Origin of the sequence: Nonomuraea solani (assembly GCF_900108335.1) — a bacterium.
GTDB lineage: Bacteria > Actinomycetota > Actinomycetes > Streptosporangiales > Streptosporangiaceae > Nonomuraea > Nonomuraea solani.
In genome coordinates this window covers 1,089,436-1,108,417 of record NZ_FNVT01000001.1, presented here as the reverse complement: position 1 = coordinate 1,108,417, position 18,982 = coordinate 1,089,436, and the positions used below count along the sequence as shown (strand labels likewise).

General features: G+C 72.2%; 18 protein-coding genes and 1 pseudogene. 7 read left to right on the top strand and 12 right to left on the bottom strand.

The window, feature by feature from the left end:
- Positions 1-191: 191 nt before the first annotated feature.
- A complete protein-coding gene (locus C4V41_RS04820) occupies positions 192-3,020 on the top strand; it encodes an AfsR/SARP family transcriptional regulator (RefSeq protein ID WP_103954459.1) in 2,829 nt (942 codons plus the stop codon).
- On the opposite strand, the gene C4V41_RS04815 is transcribed toward C4V41_RS04820, so the two are convergent.
- On the bottom strand, positions 3,001-3,873 hold the full coding sequence (locus C4V41_RS04815; RefSeq protein WP_103954458.1) for an NAD(P)-dependent oxidoreductase: 873 nt from the start codon (positions 3,871-3,873) through the stop codon (positions 3,001-3,003). The genes C4V41_RS04820 and C4V41_RS04815 overlap by 20 nt on opposite strands.
- 86 nt (positions 3,874-3,959) lie before the next feature.
- Here C4V41_RS04815 and C4V41_RS04810 point away from each other — a divergent pair, with 86 nt between their 5' ends.
- On the top strand, positions 3,960-4,301 hold the full coding sequence (locus C4V41_RS04810; RefSeq protein WP_103954457.1) for a winged helix-turn-helix transcriptional regulator: 342 nt from the start codon (positions 3,960-3,962) through the stop codon (positions 4,299-4,301).
- Positions 4,302-4,336: 35 nt separating this feature from the next.
- Positions 4,337-5,374, top strand: coding sequence for a hypothetical protein (locus C4V41_RS04805; protein ID WP_103954456.1), 1,038 nt, complete (start codon positions 4,337-4,339; stop codon positions 5,372-5,374).
- Positions 5,375-5,378: 4 nt separating this feature from the next.
- Here C4V41_RS04805 and C4V41_RS04800 read toward each other — a convergent pair whose 3' ends face one another.
- The 4 genes from C4V41_RS04800 to C4V41_RS04790 all read right to left on the bottom strand — a co-directional run bounded on the left by C4V41_RS04800 (position 5,379) and on the right by C4V41_RS04790 (position 7,930).
- Complete coding sequence (locus C4V41_RS04800; RefSeq protein ID WP_103954455.1) at positions 5,379-5,909, bottom strand: hypothetical protein; 531 nt, start codon at positions 5,907-5,909, stop codon at positions 5,379-5,381.
- A gap of 90 nt (positions 5,910-5,999) precedes the next feature.
- Positions 6,000-7,196 carry a cytochrome P450 gene (locus C4V41_RS04795; RefSeq protein ID WP_103954454.1) on the bottom strand — a complete coding sequence of 399 codons (1,197 nt, stop codon included), beginning with the start codon at positions 7,194-7,196 and terminating at the stop codon, positions 6,000-6,002.
- Positions 7,197-7,245: 49 nt separating this feature from the next.
- Positions 7,246-7,431, bottom strand: a complete 186-nt coding sequence (locus C4V41_RS60590; protein ID WP_146103535.1) for a hypothetical protein — start codon at positions 7,429-7,431, stop codon at positions 7,246-7,248.
- 79 nt (positions 7,432-7,510) lie between these two features.
- Positions 7,511-7,930, bottom strand: a complete 420-nt coding sequence (locus C4V41_RS04790; protein ID WP_103954453.1) for a MarR family winged helix-turn-helix transcriptional regulator — start codon at positions 7,928-7,930, stop codon at positions 7,511-7,513.
- 148 nt (positions 7,931-8,078) lie between these two features.
- On the opposite strand from C4V41_RS04790, the gene C4V41_RS04785 reads away from it, so the two are divergent.
- Positions 8,079-8,834, top strand: coding sequence for an SDR family NAD(P)-dependent oxidoreductase (locus tag C4V41_RS04785; RefSeq protein ID WP_235029900.1), 756 nt, complete (start codon positions 8,079-8,081; stop codon positions 8,832-8,834).
- A gap of 60 nt (positions 8,835-8,894) precedes the next feature.
- Here the strand turns inward: C4V41_RS04785 and C4V41_RS04780 are convergent, their stop codons facing one another.
- Positions 8,895-9,488, bottom strand: coding sequence for a carboxymuconolactone decarboxylase family protein (locus C4V41_RS04780; protein WP_103954750.1), 594 nt, complete (start codon positions 9,486-9,488; stop codon positions 8,895-8,897).
- 142 nt (positions 9,489-9,630) lie between these two features.
- Here C4V41_RS04780 and C4V41_RS63975 point away from each other — a divergent pair, with 142 nt between their 5' ends.
- The gene (locus C4V41_RS63975) at positions 9,631-12,165 is read left to right on the top strand and encodes an ATP-binding protein (RefSeq protein ID WP_103954451.1); all 2,535 of its coding nucleotides are present in this window, start codon (positions 9,631-9,633) and stop codon (positions 12,163-12,165) included.
- Between the two features lie 26 nt (positions 12,166-12,191).
- On the opposite strand, the pseudogene C4V41_RS63970 reads toward C4V41_RS63975, so the two are convergent.
- Positions 12,192-12,329 (bottom strand): annotated as a pseudogene (locus tag C4V41_RS63970) (TetR/AcrR family transcriptional regulator); the annotation flags it as partial.
- Positions 12,330-12,396: 67 nt separating this feature from the next.
- On the opposite strand from C4V41_RS63970, the gene C4V41_RS04765 reads away from it, so the two are divergent.
- Positions 12,397-13,539, top strand: coding sequence for an acyltransferase family protein (locus C4V41_RS04765; RefSeq protein WP_103954449.1), 1,143 nt, complete (start codon positions 12,397-12,399; stop codon positions 13,537-13,539).
- Here the strand turns inward: C4V41_RS04765 and C4V41_RS04760 are convergent.
- Genes C4V41_RS04760 through C4V41_RS04750 form a run of 3 tightly spaced genes read right to left on the bottom strand, consistent with a single transcriptional unit; the run spans position 13,511 to position 16,726 of the window.
- Entirely contained in the window at positions 13,511-14,872 is a 1,362-nt protein-coding gene (locus C4V41_RS04760) for an ABC transporter substrate-binding protein (RefSeq protein WP_103954448.1), read from the bottom strand. The genes C4V41_RS04765 and C4V41_RS04760 overlap by 29 nt on opposite strands.
- A gap of 11 nt (positions 14,873-14,883) precedes the next feature.
- Positions 14,884-15,831, bottom strand: a complete 948-nt coding sequence (locus C4V41_RS04755) for a carbohydrate ABC transporter permease (protein WP_103954447.1) — start codon at positions 15,829-15,831, stop codon at positions 14,884-14,886.
- A 10-nt stretch (positions 15,832-15,841) separates the two neighbouring features.
- Positions 15,842-16,726, bottom strand: a complete 885-nt coding sequence (locus C4V41_RS04750) for a carbohydrate ABC transporter permease (RefSeq protein WP_103954446.1) — start codon at positions 16,724-16,726, stop codon at positions 15,842-15,844.
- A gap of 155 nt (positions 16,727-16,881) precedes the next feature.
- Here C4V41_RS04750 and C4V41_RS04745 point away from each other — a divergent pair, with 155 nt between their 5' ends.
- On the top strand, positions 16,882-17,913 hold the full coding sequence (locus C4V41_RS04745) for a LacI family DNA-binding transcriptional regulator (RefSeq protein ID WP_160150166.1): 1,032 nt from the start codon (positions 16,882-16,884) through the stop codon (positions 17,911-17,913).
- On the opposite strand, the gene C4V41_RS04740 is transcribed toward C4V41_RS04745, so the two are convergent.
- Both C4V41_RS04740 and C4V41_RS04735 read right to left on the bottom strand, forming a co-directional pair.
- Complete coding sequence (locus C4V41_RS04740) at positions 17,910-18,446, bottom strand: hypothetical protein (protein ID WP_103954444.1); 537 nt, start codon at positions 18,444-18,446, stop codon at positions 17,910-17,912. The two genes, C4V41_RS04745 and C4V41_RS04740, sit on opposite strands and share 4 nt — an antisense overlap.
- Positions 18,439-18,963: a hypothetical protein gene (locus C4V41_RS04735; RefSeq protein ID WP_103954443.1), complete on the bottom strand. Its 525-nt coding sequence runs from the start codon at positions 18,961-18,963 to the stop codon at positions 18,439-18,441. Before C4V41_RS04735 ends, C4V41_RS04740 begins: the two co-directional genes overlap by 8 nt.
- Between the last annotated feature and the right edge of the window lie 19 nt (positions 18,964-18,982).

The following is an 18,982-nucleotide window of genomic DNA, read 5'->3' as shown; positions in this document are numbered from 1 at the left end:
GCCGGGGGCTGAGCCCGGCCGGCGCCGCGAACCGTCCGTTGGATCTCTCGAAGCGCTCTTGCTGGGGATCAAGATTGCGGGTACGGCATACAGAGAACATCCAAAATCGGTATAAAGGCCCTTCCAGCTTGTCCAGCTTGTACGCCTTACGGATGGTTGCGAGACCTCCAGCTGAGGGAGAGCGCGCGGTCATGGTGGTTGAACAACCCACGTTCGGGGTGCTCGGGCCGTTACAGGTCCGGGTCCCGGAAGGGCTCTTGAAGATCGCGGGTAGGAAGCCCCGTCTCCTGCTCGCGTCGCTGCTGTTGGACGCGAACCAGGTCGTGTCCGCGGACCTGCTGGCCGAGGTGCTGTGGCCGCGGGCACGGCCGTCGTCCGCCGTGGCGAACCTGCGGACGTACGTGAGCTCCCTGCGTTCGATCGGGGTGCGGATCGCGGCCCATCCCTCGGGCTACGCGATCGAGGTGACGCCGGCGGAGCTCGACGCGCTGCGGTTCGAGGAGCTGGTGGCCGCGGCACGGACGGCGGGGCGTACCGACGAGGGGTTCAGGAACCTGCGGGACGCGCTCGCGCTGTGGCGGGGCACGCCCCTGAGCGACCTGCCCGCCAGCCCGCTGTGGGACACCCGGCTGCGTTCGCTCGCCCAGGCCCGGCTGGCCGCCGTGGAGGAGCTCGTCGCCATGAAGATGGCCCGGGGCGAGCACGCGTCCGCCATCGACGATCTGCGCGAGCTCATCGGGGAGCACCCGTACCGGGAGGATCTGTGGCAGCGGCTCATCCTGGCCCTGCACCAAAGCGGCCGGCGGGCCGAGGCGCTGCACGCCTACACCACGATCAGGCGGCAGCTCGTGGACGATCTCGGCATCGAGCCGGGCCAGGACCTGCGGGACGTGCACGCCTCCGTCCTGGCCGGTGATCCCACCCCGGCCGAGGACGTCCTGACCGCGCCCTACCAGCTTCCCGCGGACGTGCCCGACTTCACCGGCCGGGCACTGGACGTGCGCGCCCTGACCGCCGCCTTGTTACCCGACCCGCTCCGACCCGGCGGGCCGCCGTCGATCGCCGTCGTGACCGGGCCGCCGGGTGTGGGCAAGTCGGCGCTGGCCGTGCACTGCGCGCACGCCGTACGGGCCGCGTACCCGGCGGGGCAGTTGTACCTGTGCCTGGGCGGCACCGACGCGGACCCCGCCGAACCGGCCGACCTGCTCGCCGAGGCCCTGCGGGCGCTGGGGGTCGGCGACGCGGCCCTGCCGCCCACGGTGCGCGAGCGGGCCTCGCTGTACCGCTCCCTGCTGGCCGAGCGGCCCATGCTCGTCCTCCTCGACGACGCCGCCGACACCGCCCAGCTACGCGCCCTGCTCCCCGGCAACGGCAGTGCGGTGCTCGTGACGAGCCGGCGCCGGATCGCGGAGCTGCCCGGCTCGCTGCAACTGGAGCTCGATGTGCTGCCGCCCGCCGAGGCCGAGCAGTTCCTGGCCAAGGTCGCCGGGCCCGACCGGGTGGCGCGCGAGCGCGAGGCGGCCGAGGCGATCGTCCGCGCCTGCGGCTACCTGCCGCTCGCCGTCAGGGTCGCGGGCGCGCGGCTGGCCGGTCGCCCTGGGTGGTCGCTGAACGTACTGCGGCACCGGCTGGAGGACGAGACGAGCCGGCTCGACGAGCTGCGCGCCGGCGACCTGGAGGTACGCGGCTCGTTCGAGCTGAGCTACCGCCGGCTGCCCGGCGACGCGGCCATGGCCTTCCGCGCCCTCGGGCTGCTCGGCCCGCGGTCGGTGCCCGGCTGGGTGGCCGACGCCGTGCTCGACCGGCACCGTTCCGAGGCCGTGGTGGACACCCTCGTGGACGCGAACCTGCTGCGCCTGGCCGGCACCGACCCGGCCGGGCAGCCCCGCTACCGGCTGCACGACCTGATCCGCTGCGCCGCCAGGGAGAAGGCGGGCGGCGACGCCGAGCGGCACGCGCTCAAGCGGGTGCTCGGCGGCTGGCAGACCGCCGCCGAGCGGGCCACGGCCGCGCTGCCGACCACGCTGTTCGGGCTGACGCCCGACGTGCCCCGCTGGAGCCTGGAGGGCGAGACGCTCGCGCGCCTGACCGCCGAGCCGCTGCCGTGGCTCGACGCCGAGCGGGACTCGCTGGTGGACGCCGTACGACTGGCCGCCGACGCGGGCATGGCCCAGTCGGCGTGGGGGCTGGCCTCGACCCTCGTTCCCTACTTCGACCTGCACTGCCGCGTCGAGGAGTGGCGGGAGACGCACCGCGTGGCCCTGGACAGCGCCCGCGCCGCGAACGACCGCTACGGCGAGGCGGCCATGCTGCGCGGCCTGGCCCAGGTCTCCCTCTACCAGGACCGCTACACCGAGGCCGACGACATGTTCCGGCGCGCGCGGACCATCTTCCGCGAGCTGGGCGACGCGCGCAGCGAGGCGATCTCCATCTGCGGGATGGGGGCGGTCAACCAGTTCTCCGGCCGGCATTTCCGGGCGCTGGGATCGTTCCGGCACGCGCTGGCCATGTTCGTGGCGACCGGTGACCGCAGCGGCGAGGCGTACGCGCGGCAGGCGATCGGCCGCGTTTACCTGTCGCTGCGCGACGCCCGCCAGGCGTCCAGGTGGCTCGGCGAGGCGCTGCGGCTGGCCGGGGAGCTGGGCGACGCGCACCGCGAGGGCTGCGTGTCCATGCATCTCGGCCGCCTGTACGACCTCGTCGCCGAGTCGGAGCGGGCCATGCGCTGCCAGGGGCACGCGCTGGACATCTTCGAGTCACTCGGCGACCGGCACTGCGGCGCGTACGCCATGCGCAACCTCGGCGGGCTCCAGGTGGCGCGCGGCGAGCGTACCGACGGCTCCGACCAGCTCCAGCGCTCGCTGGCGATCTTCCAGCAGCTCGGCGACCGGAGCGGCGTGGCCGACACCTACCAGACGCTGAGCGAGCTGTACCGCTCGGCGGGCCGCTCCACGCTGGCCACGCACTACCAGTACCAGGCCCGCGAGCTGCGCAGGGAGCTCACCGAGGCGTACGCGTGAGCAGCTCGGTCAGGGCCGAGACGCTGTGGTCGCGGTGGCCCGCGGCCACGGCCCGCTCGACCAGGTCGTACATGGGGAACTGCCAGGAGTTGTCGACGCCGCTCTCCTGGCCGAGCGTGCGCTCCTCGGCGAGCGCCGCGTGGAAGACGCCGACGGACGAGGCGGCCTCGGTGTAGTCGCCGCTGTCGATCTCCTTGGCGAAGACGGGCAGCAGGCTGATGATCATCTCGAACCACTTGGCGCTGTACGGCAGCAGCGTGCTCGCCTCCAGCCCCCGTGCCCTGACCATGGCGGCGCCTTGGAAGAAGCCGAGCAGGGCGGGGAGCAGGGTGCTGCCCACCGCCATCTCGTACAGGGCGGCCAGGTCGCTGTCGTCGCCGAGATGGACGGTGTCGCCGCCGAGCACCCGCAGCGTGGTCTCGTACTCGTCGAAGACGGTCTTGTCGCCGCCGTAGTAGAGCAGGGTGTCCGGCGCACCCACGGCCGACGGCACGTTCTTGACCGCGCCGTCGAGGAAGCGGGCACCGTGCCCGGTCGCCCACTCGGCCATCCGGCGGGCGCCGGCCGGGGTGCCGCTGTTGAGGGTCACCAGGGCGCGCCCGGCCAGCGCGGCGGCGGCCGGTCCGAGGGCTTCCAGAGTGTCGTCGTAGGTGGTCAGGCAGGTGATCACGAGAGGGCTCGCGGCGACCGCGGCCTCGACCGACGTGGCGCGGGCCGCGCCGGTCAGGGACTCGGCCTTGCGGGCGGTGCGGTTCCAGACGGTCGTCGGGTGCCCGGCGGCGATGAACGCCCCGGCCAGTGCGGTGCCCATCGAGCCGAGCCCGATGACGGTCACCGGTGCGGGAGTTGTCATGGCGTTCATGCTGGCCGCTTCACCCGCGCACGTACAAGTACCTACAATTTTCTCAGGTACTGACCTTTTTGTTAGTGGGAGCGCGGATGACGAAGCGGTACACCTGCGGGCTGGACGCCGCCATCGCCGTCATGGGCGGCAAGTGGAAGGGGCTGATCCTGTTCGCCCTGGGCGAGGGGCCGGTGCGTTTCGGGGCGCTGCGGCGGGCGGTGCCCGGCATCAGCGAGCGGGTGCTGATCCTGCAACTGCGGGAGATGGAGCACAGCGGGCTGGTGCGTCGCGAGGTCTACCACCAGGTGCCGCCGAAGGTGGAATACTCGCTCACCGCCTTCGGCGAGTCGCTCAACATCGCGCTCGGCCCGCTGGGCGAATGGGGCGAGGAGCACATGGAACGCATCGAGGCCATCCCCCTGACAGAGACCCGATAACCGCAGTTCACGTACGCCTCGTAGATTGCCGGACCATGACTTTCCATGAGGATCGCGGCCTTTCCCGACGGGTATTGCTCACCGGTGCGTTGTCCGGAGTCGTGGTGGGCGGCGGTGCCACGGCGGCCGGGGCCGTCACGAGGGCGCCGCGCGTGCTGATCGCCACGAACGAGCCGTGGGGCACCTACCACGCGGCCCCGCTGCTGCCCGAGGCGCGGCGGCTGGGCTGGGAGGTCGTGCAGCTCGTGCCCGACCGGTCCGGGATCAAGCCCGGCGACCCGGTGCCGGTGGCGCTGCCCGGCGAGGTCGACGAGGCCGACCTGCTCGTGGTGACGGGCGCGGGCGACTGGCCGGCCGAGTGCGCCGCGCGGCTGCGCCGGCTGCCGCTGGTCGCCTCGTCGCTGGCCTACCAGTTGCCGGTCGAGGCGCCGCGCGCGAAGGAGTTCAGGGGACGGCTGCGCGCCATCACGGCGTCGTCGCCGGCCGAGGCCAAGGTGTTCGACGACTATCTGGGCACGGGCCGCCGGCCGATCGAGGTCGTGGGCACGCCGCAGACCGACGACCTGCCGCGGCACGCTCCGGAGGCGGGCACCGTCCTGGTGCTCACCAGCGTGACCAAGGCCGACGGCACCGGCGGCGCGGCACCCGGCACCGAGCTGCTGCTGGCCGCGGCCGAGCGGCTCGCGGCGGCCGGCAAGCACATCCTGGTCGGCCTGCACCCGCGCGAGGACCGCTCGCTCTGGGAGCGGTACGAGATCAGCACCGTCCCGTCCGTCCAGGCGTCCGCGCGGGCCGAGGCCGCCATCGGCATCCCCGGGACCGTCTTCCCCGTCGTCGCCGCGGTGGGCGTTCCGCTGGTCGGCTGCACGGATCCGCGCCTGCAGATCCCCGCCTACCTGCTGAGCGTCTGCACCCACACGATCACCGCCGCCGACGGCGCCGTGGCCGCCGTGGAGACGGCCGAGCCGGTCTCGCGCAAGGTGCTGTACGAGGCGGCGGGCCCGGTGGGCGGCTCCGCCAGACGCCTGTTCAAGGTCTGGCGGAAGGCCGCGCGCCGGGCCCGCGTCGCGTAAGGGGCTACGCCGGGAAGTCCTTCGGGTTGATCTGGGTCGTCCTGGCGTTGCCGCCCTTGACCGGGTGGATGCTCAGGCTCCAGCCGGGCCGGTAAGTGGAGGTGGTGCGGTACTTCAGCGTGGTGTTGAAGCGCTGGTAGGTGGCACTTGAGGTGAACCGGCGCTTCGACGTGCTGTAGCGGTAGCCGGTGGTGAAGTAGACCTTGTACGTGCCGTCGCTGACGGTCCTGATCGTCGCGGTCGACTTCGCGCGGACGTAGATGCTGATCGCCTTGGTCTTCCCTCGGACCAGGGCGACGACGCCGTCCTTGGAGGTGCCGTTCTTGATCTTCAGCAGCCCGATGCCGCCGCTGATGCGGGCGGAAAGGATCGCGCCGTTGCGCGGCCTGGCCAGCGTGACGGTCGAGACGGTCGCCTGCGGTACGGAGACGACGGTGGTGGACGGGGTGGCACTGGCGGGGGCGGGGGCGGCGAGCAGTCCGCCGGCCAGCACGACGGCCGTGACGACACTGGTACGCAGAGGAAGTCGCTCCACAGTGAAGATCTCCTTTAGGGGGCGCGCATGGTCAGGCCAACCATAGAAGAGCGGCCTTGATCACGTACCGGGTATATCAGGACTTAACCGTCACCACGTGACCGGCAGCTCGTACACCCCGTACACCTGGCCGTCGTGCTTGAAGGGGATCTTCTCCAGGTCGGTGGCCAGGGCCAGGGTGGGGATGCGCCGGTAGAGCGTGCTGTAGGCCACCTGCAGCTCCACCCTGGCCAGGGGCTGCCCGAGGCACTGGTGCACCCCGAAGCCGAAGGCCACGTGGCGGCGCGCGTCACGCCGCAGGTCCAGCTCGTCCGGTTCGGGGAACACGGCGGGGTCGCGGTTGCCGATGTCGTTCGGCATGATCATGCCCTCGCCCGCGCGGATCACCTGACCGGCGATCTCGATGTCCTCCATCGCCACCCGGCGGCGCCCGCTGTGGGTGATGTTGAGGTAGCGCAGCAGCTCCTCCACCGCGCCCGCGACCAGCTTGGGGTCGTCGTCGTCGCGCAGCAGCGCGAGCTGGCCGGGGTGCCGCAGCAGCGCCAGGGTGCCGAGCGCGATCATGTTCGCGGTGGTCTCGTGCCCGGCGATCAGCAGCAGCACGCCCATCTGGGCCGCCTCGGAGCGCGTCAGCTCGCCCGTCTTGACCTTGGCGGCCACCTTGGACAGCAGGTCGTCGGCCGGGCCGGTGAGCTTGTCGCCCACCAGGCCGTCCAGGTAGGCGGCCAGCCGGCCGAAGGCCGCCATCCGGTCGTCGGGCGAGACGTCGCGCTTGATGATGGTCTTGCTGTTGTCCTGGAAGAAGTCGTGGTCGGCGTACGGGACTCCGAGCAGCTCGCAGATCACCAGCGAGGGCACCGGCAGCGCGAACGCCTCGACCAGGTCCACCGGCCTGGGCCCGGCCAGCAGGTCGTCGATGAGGTCGTCCACGATCTTCTGGATCGCCGGGCGCATGGTCTCCACCCGCCGGACGGTGAACGCCCCCTGCACCACGCGGCGCAGCCGGGCGTGCTCGGGATCGTCCATCAGGATGAAGCTGAGCGAGCCGCCGCCGGCCTTGGGCGTCTGGACCGGGTAGCCGGGGCGGGTGACGTCGGCGCTGACCCTCGGGTCGCCCAGCAACGCCCGCTGCTCGGCGTGCGTGGTCACCAGCCACGGGGTGGTGCCGTCCTCCAGCCGCACCCGGGCCAGCGGGCCGTCCTCCTGGAGGGCCCGCAGCGCCGGCGGCGGATCGAACGGGCACCGCGCCGCCCGGACGCCCGGAAACTCCCGCAACGTCTCGCTCATCGTCCCTCGCACTTCCCGGCGCCGCAGCGCTCGTCCACCAGGACCTTCATCAGCGGGTTCCCTTCCGTTCGGTGGTCACGGGGGCCGTCCACAGGGCGACGATCGCGCCGATCAGGCCGGTCGCCGCGTCGTGCCGGCTCGCGCGGGGCGTGGGCAGCGTCCTGACCTGGGCGGCGAAGCGGGCGTACCAGGTGGGGCCGCCCATGTCGGCGTGCGTACGGCCACGCTGTCCCACTTCCGGCTTGACTCACCCTGACGCCAGCCAACCAAGGCGGAGGTCATAAGTCAAGCAACTGATTTAATTCAGCCGAAGGTCAGGGGCGGGGCCAGGGGCGGCCGGCGAGCCGTTCGATGTCGGTGTTGAAGCGCTTGAGGAACGCCGCGAAGGCCGTGACGTCTTCGGCCGTCCAGTCGGCCAGCACCTTCTCCAGGCCGCCGATGTTCCTGGCCCGCTCGTCGTCCAGGTAGCGCTCGCCCGCCTCGGTGATCCGGAACTTGCGGGCGATGCCGCCCTCGGGGTCGGGGATGCGCTCGGCGAGCCCTTCGCGCAGCAGGGCCGAGGTGTGCCGGTTGAGGGTGGAGGCGTCGAGCCCGAACGCCTCGCTGAGCTGCCCGATCGACATCATGCCCGCCAGCCGGATGCGGCTGAGCAGGATGTACGCACTGCGATCGACGTGGCGGTGCCGGCTGAGCAGCATCGTCTCGTATTCGATCATGTGCGTGGGCTTGTCCATGCCAGTCCTTCTCCGCGCCGGTGCACGTCAGCATATCCGCCACCGCGGCCGCCCCCTGGTCCGAGCCGAGAGTCGACGCGGGGCGCACCGAGCGGCTATGTTGACCGGACAACATTGTCCGGTATGCCCGGAGCTGGAGGACGAACCCTTGACCAACCACACCTTCGACGACCGTGTCAGCCTCGTCACCGGCGCGGGCTCCGGGATCGGCCGGGCGATGGCCGTCGCCTTCGCCAAGGCCGGCGCCCGCGTCGTGGTCTGCGACATCAATCGAGACAACGCCGAGGAGACCGCCGCGAGTATCGGGCCCGCCGCCGTCGCCGTGGCGGCCGACATCTCCGACGAGGCGTCGGTGGCCGCGCTCACCGAGGCCGCGCTCGCCGCGTTCGGGCGCATCGACGTGCTGTGCAACAACGCCGGGATCATGGACACGATGGCGCTGCCCGCCGCCATCACCGTCGATCAGTGGGAGCGGGTGCTGCGCGTCAACCTCACGGGCACCTTCCTGGTCACGCACGCGGTGCTGCCGCACATGCTCGGCCAGGGCAGTGGGGCCATCGTCAACACCGCCTCCGAGGCCGGGATCCGCGGCGGGGCGGCCGGGGCCGCGTACACCGCCTCCAAGCACGGGGTCGTCGGGCTCACGCGGAGCGTGGCGTGGGCGTACGCGAAGGACGGGATCCGCTGCAACGCCATCCTGCCCGGCCCGACCATGACCAACATCGCCACCGGCGCCAGCTTCGACCCGGAGGGGGCCGCCCGGCTCGGCGGCGTACTGGCCCTCGGGGAGCGCCTCGCCCAGCCCGAGCAGATGGCGGACGCCGCCCTGTTCCTCGCCTCAGACGCCGCCTCGTTCATCAACGGCGCGATCGTCCCGGTGGACGGCGGCTGGTCAGCCGCCTGAAGCCCACGGCCGGCCACGCGACCCACCCCCGTACCGGGCCACGTGGCCGGCCGTCCCCCCTCACGACGCCGGCTGGTCGGCGATGGGGCGGCCGTAGGTGACGGCGTTCAGGACGGCGCTCGGGACCGTGACGCGGAAGGCGGCGTCAGGCCGGGCGCCGAGGGCGTCGTTGACGGTCGAGAACGCCAGCCGCAACGCCACGAACACCGTCATCGCGAAGATCCGGGCATCGTCGAACCCGGCCTCCCGCAGCGCCGCCACGTCCTCGGGCCCGATCCCGTTGGGGTCACGGGCGACCTTGCGCGCCCAGTCCGCCATCGCCCGCTCCCCCGGCTCCAGCCCGCCGTCGTCCCCCTGCAGCACCCCCGCCGCCGTACGGGCACCGGCCGCGCCCGCCAGCCTGGACCCCCAGGCCAGCGAGCAGTAGGAGTCCCCCGAGGCGGAAGCGCAGGCGGCCACGAGGACCCCGCGCCGCCGCAGGTCGAACCCGCCCATCCGCATCACCCGGCCCAGCAGGTCGAACAGCCCGCTCATGGTGGCGGGGTCGTGGGCCCACAGCCGGGTGAGGTTCATGACGTATCCGACGTCGGCGACGTCCTCGTCGTAGAGCCGCCGCGCCTCCGTAGTGAGGTCCGCGGGCTCGAGAAAGCCCATCGTCACACCGTCTCCTCTCCTCCTGCGCACCCGGCCCCTCATTCCACCCCGTCCTCCCGGGGCCGCACATCCGTGCTCAGTACGGAAATCCACCCCGTACTGGACCGTGGCGTTCCGCCCACCCGGCGGCATACTCCCCTTTATGGGTACCGATCCGCGTACCGCCGGCGTGACTCCGCGCGAGCTGGAGGTCCTGTGGCTCGTGGGCGACCGCCTGCAGAACCAGGAGATCGCCGCCCGGCTGCGGCTGTCGGAGCGGACCGTGGAGAGCCACGTGTCGTCGCTGCTCCGCAAGCTCGGCGGCGGCAACCGGCTGGCACTGGTCGACGTGGCGGCCCGGGTCCGGGCCCGCCGCGAGCCCCGCGACGCGCTGCCCCGGCCGCTGTCGTCGTTCGTGGGCCGGACCAGGGAGCTCGGCGACCTGCACCGGCTGCTCGGCGAGCACCGGCTGGTGACGCTGACCGGCCCCGCGGGCACCGGCAAGACCCGCCTGGCCCTGCGCCTGGCCCATTCGGTCACCTCGCTGCCGCCCGCCGTCCTGATCGACCTGGCCCCCGTCGCGCCCGGGGAGGCGGTGGAGCGCGCGTTCGCCGACGCGCTGGGCGTCATCGGCCAGGAGCACCGCCTGCGCGCGCTCATTCGCGGGACGCTGGCCGACGGCCGGCACTGGCTCATCGTGGACAACTGCGAGCACGTGACCGCCGGCGTGGCGGCGCTGCTCGCCGACCTGCTCACCGGCCTCGGAGACCTGCACGTGCTGGCCACCGGCCACGGCGCGCTGCACCTCGACGGAGAGGTCGTCTACGAGATCCCGCCCCTGCCGCTGCCCGCCGAGCTCGACGACCCGGCCGCCGTCCTCGCGTCCGGCGCCGGCCGTCTCTTCGCCGATCGGGCCGCCGCGGCCTCGCCCGGGTTCGAGGTCACGGCCGCCAACGCCCGGCAGGTCGCGACGATCTGCCGCCGCCTGGACGGCCTGCCGCTGGCGATCGAGCTCGCCGCCGCCCGGGTCCGGTTCTTCACGCCCACCGAGCTGCTGGCCCGGCTGGACGACCGGTTCGCGCTGCTGACCGATGGCGCGCGGGGGTCGCCGAGCCGGCACCGTACCTTGGAGGAGGCTCTGGCCTGGAGTTATGAGCTACTGAGCGAGGACGAGCGGCTGCTGCTCGAACGCTGCTCGGTGTTCCCCGGCGAGTTCGACTACGACACCGCCGAGCAGGTCGTCGCCTACCCGCCGCTGCGCTCCCCCGACCTGCTCGGCAGCTTCGCCCGCCTCCTGGACCGCTCGCTGATCTCCTCGCACCGGCGCGACGAGACCACCGAATACCGCCTGCTCGAAAGCGTCCGGCAGTTCGCCCACCGGCGGCTGGCCGCGCGCGGCGGCGCGGAGACGGCGCGCGAGCAGCACGCCGGTTACCACCTGCGGCACGCCGTGGCCGCCGTACCGGATCTGCGCGGGCGCGACCAGGTGGCCGCGCTGCGGTGGATGTACCGCCGCTCGGCGGACCTGAGCGCCGCCCTGCGCTGGGCCCTCGACCGGGACGACCCCACCGCCGCCTGGGAGTTCATCGCCGGCATCGGGACGGCCTGGGAGATCGTCGGCTGCAGCGGCGAGCTGTTCGACTGGCTGGACCGGCTGCTCCGGCGCCCCCTGCCGGACGGCGCCCTGGGCCTGCGCGTCGCGATCACCTGCGCCATCGTCCTGTGCTACCAGGACACGAAACGGGCGCGCGACTTCGCCGAGCGCGCCTGCCGCACCGCCGGCGACGGCACCGGCCCCAACCAGGCGAGGCCGCCCGGCTGGCCAGGACCAGCGGCAACGACCACGAACGGCTGCACGCGGAGATCCATCGCGCCGCCCTCGACCAGTATCTGGGCGACCATGCGATCGCGCGGACCCGCTTCGGCGGGCTGCTGCCCGAGTTCCGGCGCATCGGCGACCTGCGGTGCGCGGCCCGCTGCCTGCTCGGGCTCGGCCGGGCCGCCTCCTTCCACGGGGACCACGCCGCCGCCCGGCGTCACCTGGGCGAAGGCGTCGGCCTGGCCCTCGGGCTGGGTGACGCCCGCGTCACGGCGCTGGGCCTCCACCTGCTGGCCGAATCCCTGCACGCGACCGGCGCACCGGAACGCGCCGCCGCCCTGCTCGGCGCCGCCTCCCGCCTCATCCCGGACGGCCCGGCCCTCCTCACCGCGTTGCGCGACCACCTCGGCGCGGCGGCCTTCGACGCCGCCTTCATCAATGGCTACCGGACCCCACCGGCCGAACTACTGCGTACGGTCTCCTAGGCCGGCCCGCAGCAGGGCCCACACCCGGTCGGCGATCTGGCGGCGGGCGGAAGCCGGGGTCTTGGCGAGGATGCCGGACAGCATGCCGACCACCAGGACCAGGTCGTCGGCCGTGACGCCCGCCCGGATGCCGCTCGCCCTGGCCGGGTCGGCGAGCACGCCGGCCAGGATCCTCGCCACCCGGTCGCGCACGGCGATGATGCGCGGGTCCGGGTCGATCGGGCGCGTGGTGACCATGTCGATGAAGGCCGTCGAGGCGATGGTCTGCTCGGTCATCAGGTCGAGCACGTCGTCCACGGTCGTTCCCGGCTCGGCGGCCAGCGCCTCCAGCTCGGCGACGCCCTCCTCGAACACGGCCATCGCCAGGCTGACTCGGTCGGGAAAGTGCCGGTAGAGGCTGCCCTGGCCGACTCCGGCGGCGCGGGCGACCGTGCTGAGCGGTGCGGCGTATCCGGCGCCGGCGAAGACCTCGCGGGCCGCCGCTATCAGCGCCGCGCGGTTCTCGGCGGCGGCGCTGGGTCCTCTGTTGGGTCGGCGATCGGCTGGCACAACACCCATCGTAGCAACCGGACAAGTGTGTCCGGATGGCATCGTCCAGCGTCCGTTATGGCCTAAACTGCCTCAGATGCTCCTGGCCCCCGCCCGGCTGGCCTGGCTGGACGCCCTCCGGGGACCGGCAGCGCTGGCCGTCACCATGCACCACGCCGGCTGGACCTTCGTCCCCGAGGTCTGGGCGGAGGTGGACCGCCGCATCGACGCCGGCACCTGGGGCGTGTTCGTGTTCTTCCTCGTCAGCGGCTACATCATCCCCGCCTCCCTGGAACGGCGCGGCGACCTGCGCGCCTTCTGGACCGGCCGCGCCTTCCGCCTGCTGCCGCTGCTGCTGGCCGCCTTCTGCCTGGCCCTGCTCCTCGCCTCCGCGGGCCTGTTCCCGCTCGCCCCCGGGCTCGCCGAACGTCCCCTGCCGGTGGTCGCGCTCGGCAACGTGACGATGCTGCAGGAACTGCTCAACCTGCCCTCCGTCATCAGCGTGACCTGGACGCTCTCGTACGAGCTGGCGTTCTACCTGATGTGCGTGGCGCTGTTCACGGCCCGGCAGGCGCACAGATCGGCGGGGATCGCCGTCGCGCTGGCGGTGGGGGCCGTGGGGGCGGGGCTGCTGATCCCCCGGACGGTGATCGGCGGCCGGGCCGACCTGGTGGCCGCCGTGCTCGCACTCGCCGTGGTGGCGGCCATCGCGGTGAGCGCGCTGGGCCGCGGCCGAGCCCGTACGGTGGCCGCCGTCGCGGGCGGTCTCCTCGGGCTGGCGCTGGTCGTGCTGGGCAGCCGCGGCGGCACCTGGCAGGGCGTGATCATCCTGGCCACCATGTTCGCGGGCACCGCGATCCACCGCGCCGAGCAGGGCACGATCTCCTGGCGCGCGGCCGGGCTCGCGGTGGCGGCGGTGCTGGGCTGCGGGATCTTCGCCAAGGACGACCCCGCCTGGGCCCCGGCGCTCGTGCTCGCCTTCGGCGCGTTCGGGCTGGCCTTCGCCCTGCGCCGGCGCAGGTTCCCGGCCTGGCTGCCCTGGCTCGGCGTGATCAGCTTCTCCCTCTACCTCCTGCACCCGCTCCTGCTGTACGTGACCCCGGACCTGCCGCTGTTCCTCCTCGCCCTGGTCCCGCTCTCCTTCCTCACCTACCACCTGATCGAGGCCCCGGCCCAGCGCCTCGGCAAACGCCTGGCCACCGGCTCCGACCTCAGCCGACCACCTGGAACAGGGCGTTGAGCTGGTCGTTCAGGCCCGTCAGCGACGAGGCGGGCGCGCTGCCGATATAGACGGCGTCCAGGTTCGGCCGCGTCAGCGCGGTGATGTCGGCCGCGTTCGAGGTCACCGGGAACAGGAACGTCGTGCCGTCCTTGACCTGGTTCGTGAACGGGGAGACGTCCAGGTTCCGCTCGCTCTTGTTGTACTGGATGGCCAGCTCCGTCCCCCGAGGCCGGGCCGGGAACACCACGCCGGACTGGCCGATGATGTTCTGGCACTCCTCGCCCGACAGGAACTTGACCCATTTGGCGGCGTCCTCCGGCTGCTTGGAGAACGTCGTGACCGAGTCGGCCAGGCCGTTGAACATGGAGGCCCGCTTGCCGGTCGGCCCGATCGGGGTGGGCGCGAGGCCGATGTCCAGCTTCTTGCCGGACGCGTCGGTGAGCTTGGTGAACGCCGCGATCGTCCACGAGCCGTTGAGCCCCATGGCGGCGTCGCCCGCCTGGATCTGCTTGTCGGGGCCGATGGGAGTGTTGCCGCCGATCGCGGCGAAGTCCGCCATGTAGCCCTTGCGCGCCAGCCCGAAGTACCAGTTCAAGGTCTCCTGCAGGACGGGCTGGTCCAGGTTGAAGTGGGTGCCCCACGGGTTCTTGTCGGTGGCCTGCCAGCCGGCGCTCCCGGTGAACGCCGACCACTGGGTCTGGCCCCAGCTACTGCCTCCCGAGCCGTCGGCGGCCAGCCCGTACGTCTTGACCTTGGTCTTGTCGAAGCCGGGCTCGTCGCCGCGCACGCCGTTCTGGTCGATGGTGAGGCGGGCGATCGTCTTCTCGAAGGTGCCGCCGTCGCGCGGGTTCCAGGTGAGGTTCTGGAGCTGCGCGGGGTCGATGCCGGCGGCCCGCACGGCGGCGGTGGAGTAGAACATCGCGATCGTGTCCCAGTCCTTGGGGGCGCCGTAGCGTTTGCCGTCCTGGCCCTTCCAGAGGGCGGCCAGGCCCTGCTGGTAGTCGGAGTCGCGCAGGTCGCGGGTGGCGGCGAGGTCGTCGAGGGGGCGCAGCACCCGCAGGTCCACGAACTGGGGGAACTTCGACAGGTGGTCGGTGAAGACGTCGGGGGCGGTGTCGGCGATGAAGCCGGCGGTCAGCTTGGACCAGTAGTCGTCCCAGCCGTACTGGGAGATGTTGATGCGCAGGCCCGGGTTCTGGCGCTGGAAGGCGTCGGCGCACTTCTGGTAGCCGGGCTGCTGGGCGGCGTCCCAGAGCCAGTACTCGATGGTGCCCGCGCTGCCGCCGCCCCCGCCGCCGCAAGCGGTGGCCGCCAGAACGAGGGCCGCGGCCGCGTACGCTCTCCTGATCATCGCCGGCCTCCTCACTTGATCCCGCTGAAGCCGATGGAGTTGACGATGCGCCTGGCGAAGACCATGAACAGCACCAGCATCGGCAGCGCCGCCACCAGCGTCGCCGCCATGAGCCCGGCCCAGTCGGGGCCGGTCTGTGGCGACTGGGCCCTGAACACGCCGAGCGCGACGGTGAGCACGCGGGAGCGGTCGGTGTAGCTGACCATGAGCGGCCAGAAGTACTCGTTCCACGCGGTGATGTAGGTCAGGAGCGACAGCGTCGCGATCGGCGCGGCCGAGATCGGCAGGATGAGCCGGAAGAACACCCGCGCCTTGGAGGCGCCCTCGACGAGCGCGGCCTCCTCGACCTCGCGGGAGATCGTCAGGAAGAACTGGCGCAGGAAGAACACCGCGAACGGCGTCATCAGCATGCTGGGCAGCGCGATCCCGAGCACCGTGTCGATCAGGCCGATCTGCTTGATGAGGACGAAGTTGGGCAGCAGCGTGAAGATCGAGGGGATCATCAGCCCGGCGAGGAAGAACGCGAACACCTTCTCGCGGTGCCGCCAGCGCAGCCGGGCGAAGGCGTAGGCGGCCATGGCGGAGAAGAACACCTGGCCGGCGGTGATCAGCGTCGAGACGAGCACGGAGTTGAGCAGGTAGCGCCAGAAGTCGATCGGCTGGCCCGCGCCGCCCGCGTCGATCGCCTCCTGGCCGGTCTGGAGCCCGAAGACGCGCGCGAAGCCGCCCCATGACGGCTGGACCGGCAGCAGGCTGTCGCCGCCGGCGTAGAGGGCGTTGGTGCTGGACAGCGCGGTGCGCAGCATCCAGTAGAACGGGAACAGGCTGGCGAGGATCACCAGGATCATGAACGCCCAGGCGAACGCGCGGCCCACCCCGAAGCGGGGCCGTGGCGGCGGTTCCGCCGTGTCGGCGTACGAGCCGGCCGCGGTGGCCGGGGTGCCGGTGACGATGGCCATGCAGCCCTCCTCAGCCCAGGTCCGTGGACTCGGCCCGGGTGAGCCGATACTGAACGAACGTGATGATCACCAGGACGACCAGCAGCGCGACCGACATGGCCGAGGCGTAGCCGAACTGGAAGCGGCCGAACGCGACGTCGTAGATGTAGTACTGCAGCACTCTCGACGAGTCCACCGGCCCGCCCCTGGTGGCGATGGCGACGGTGTCGAACACCTGGAACGACCCCACCACCGTGATGATCAGCACCAGGGCCATGATCGGGCGCAGCAGCGGCAGGGTGATGCTGCGGAACATCCGCACCTCGCCGGCTCCGTCCACCCGGCCGGCCTCGTACACGGTGGCGGGGATGGTCTGCAGGCCCGCGAAGATCAGCAGCGCGGTGTAGCCCACGTGCCGCCAGACGTTGATCAGCGCGATCGTCGGGATGACCCAGGCCGAGTCGGACAGGAACGCGATCTTGCCGACCCCGATGGCCTCCAGCACCTTGTTGCCGATGCCGAGCTGGAAGTCCAGGATCCACAGGAAGACCATCGCCGCCACGACGTTCGACACCAGGTACGGCGTCAGCACGATCCCGCGTAACCACGTCCGGCGCGTCAGCCGCTGCATCATCACCGCGATGACCAGCGCCAGCACCGTCTGCACGGCGATGTTGACGACGACGTAGTAGACGGTGACCCGCATCGCGTTCCAGAAGACCGGGTCCTGGGCCATCCGCACGTAGTTGTCGAGCCCGTTGAGCTCGGCCGGCGTGAGCAGGTTGAACTTGGTGAAGCTCAGGTAGATGCCGCGCAGCGCGGGCCACACCAGGAAGACGAGGAAACCGATCAGGGCGGGCAGGATGAAGAGCAGCGCCAGTCGTGTGTCGTCGCGGGCCTTGAGGGGGGTGGCCATGGGGGTCTCCTTTGCCGCCGGCCACCGGAGCCCTGAGGGGGTCGGTGGCGTTCACGGGATTTCGCCCCTGTGCTAAATATTTAGCGCGAGTGTGCTTCTCCTTACACGGGATGTCAAGACACGCATCCTGGCGGACGAAGACGGGCAGGGCCGACATGTCTGCAGGCCAACGCACCCGCGTGACGCTGCGTGACGTCGCCGAGCGGGCCGGAGTCTCGACCACCACGGCCTCCTTCGTCCTGTCGGGCCGCCGCGACATGCGCATCTCCCCCGCCACGGAGGAGCGGGTCGTCCAGGCCGCTCGGACGCTCGACTACCGCCGCCGGCTCGTGCCCAGAACGCCCCTTCCGCCCGGAGCGCCGGCGATCGGCGTCATCTCCGACGTCGTGGCCACCGAGCACTTCGCCGGGGAGATGCTCCGCGGCTGCGTCGCCGCCGCCACCGACCAGGGCCACGTCGTGCTGATGGCCGACAGCGAGGGCGTGGACGCCCTGGAGGTCTCGGCCGTCGGCGCGCTGCTCGGGCAGGGGGTGCGCAAGTTCGTGTACGCGACCATGGCGACGGCCGTCCACACCGTCCCCCAGGTGCTGCGCGGGCAGCGGCTCGTGACGATGAACAACGTCGACCCGACGCTGGAGGTGCCGGCCGTCATCCCCGACGACGCCAGGGCCGGCCGCGACGCCGCCAGGGCGCTGGCAGAGGCCGGGCACACCACCGGGATCTGGCTGGTCGGCCAGGTGCTCCCGCGCGCCCCCGCCGCCCGCCGCCGCCTGACGGGGGTCCGGGCGGGCCTGCGCGCGGTGGGGCTCCGGCTCGCCGGGCACCTCCAGTGCGGCTGGTGGCCCGACGAGACGCGCCGGGCGCTGGGCGGGCTGTTCGAGGCGGGCTGGTGGGAGCGCGAACGGCCCACGGCGGTGATCGCCATGAACGACCGGGCCGCGATGGGCGTCTACCAGGCGGCCGCCGCGGCCGGCCGGCGCATCCCCGAGGACCTGTCGGTGATCTCGTTCGACAACTCCGACCTGGCCCGCTGGCTGCATCCGGCGCTGTCGAGCATGGACCTGCCCTACTTCGACCTCGGCCGGCGGGCCGTGGAGCTGCTGCTGGCCGACGAGGCGGAGCCGCGGGTGCGCAAGCTGCCGATGGAGTTACGCGCCCGCGCCTCGACGGCCCGGCGCCTGCCCTAGTGCGCGTGCAGGCGGTGGAAGTCGTCGAGGCTCTGGCGGAAGAAGGCGAGGTCGCCCTCCAGCTTCTCCCTGGTGAACTGGCCGGGCTCCGCGTCGCGGGCCTCTCTGCCCATCTCGCTCCAGAACTCCTCCACGGGCAGCTCGGTGGCCCCCTCGGGCAGGAACTTCAGCGCCTCGGCCACCGCTTCGGCCGCGAAGCTCCAGTCGGCGGCGATGGCGTCGAACTGCTCGGGATCCTCGGGGCCCGCGGCGTAGAACAGGCCCTCCTCCAGGGCCCGGCTCGCGTACGTGCCGGCGATCAGCACCCACTGGCCCGGGTCGAGCAGCTCGGACAGCCCCGTCCCGAACACCGCGCCCGCCTGCTGGGCCGTCTCCTCCGCCTCGTACGGCACCAGCACCTCGACGTCTTCTACGCGCAGCACCCACCCCTCGGGGGTGTCGGTGACCGTCGCGCGGTCGGACGCGCCCGACACCATCAGGTCGAGGTGGACGTACGCCTCCACGAGGGAGCGGCCCGTGCCGCGCTCAGGCATGCCGCGCCTTCAGGTCACGGTAGGTGTCCCTGACGATCAGCAGCCGGTCGAGCCGGAACCGGCCGGGCTCGGCCGCCCGCACCTGCTGCCCGCGCTCCGACCAGAACCCGTCGTCGGGCACCTCGTCGGCGCCCGGCGGGATGAACTTGACGACCTCCTCCACGGCCGCCGCCGCCACCGCCAGGGTGCGCCGGGCCTCGGCCTCGTCGTCCACCGGCACGTTGCCCGCCGTCAGATCGGCCACCCACATCCACTCCCCCGCGTCGAGCAGTTGCGAGGACTCGGCGCCGCCGAACGTCGGATATCCGGCGGGCATCACGGGTTTGCCCGGCAGCCCGAACAGGTATTCCCGCGGCCGCCCGCACGCCCCGCAGCTCCCGGAGTAGCGATTGCTCAGCTCGCCCTCCACGCTGACCAGCCCGCTGTCCCAGGTGGTGTCCACCGAACCGCACGCGCACGGGTGCAGGTCGAGGTAGAGATGCGCCTCATCCCTCGTCCGTGCTACCGCGAATGCCATAACCGTCCTTCCCTCGGGA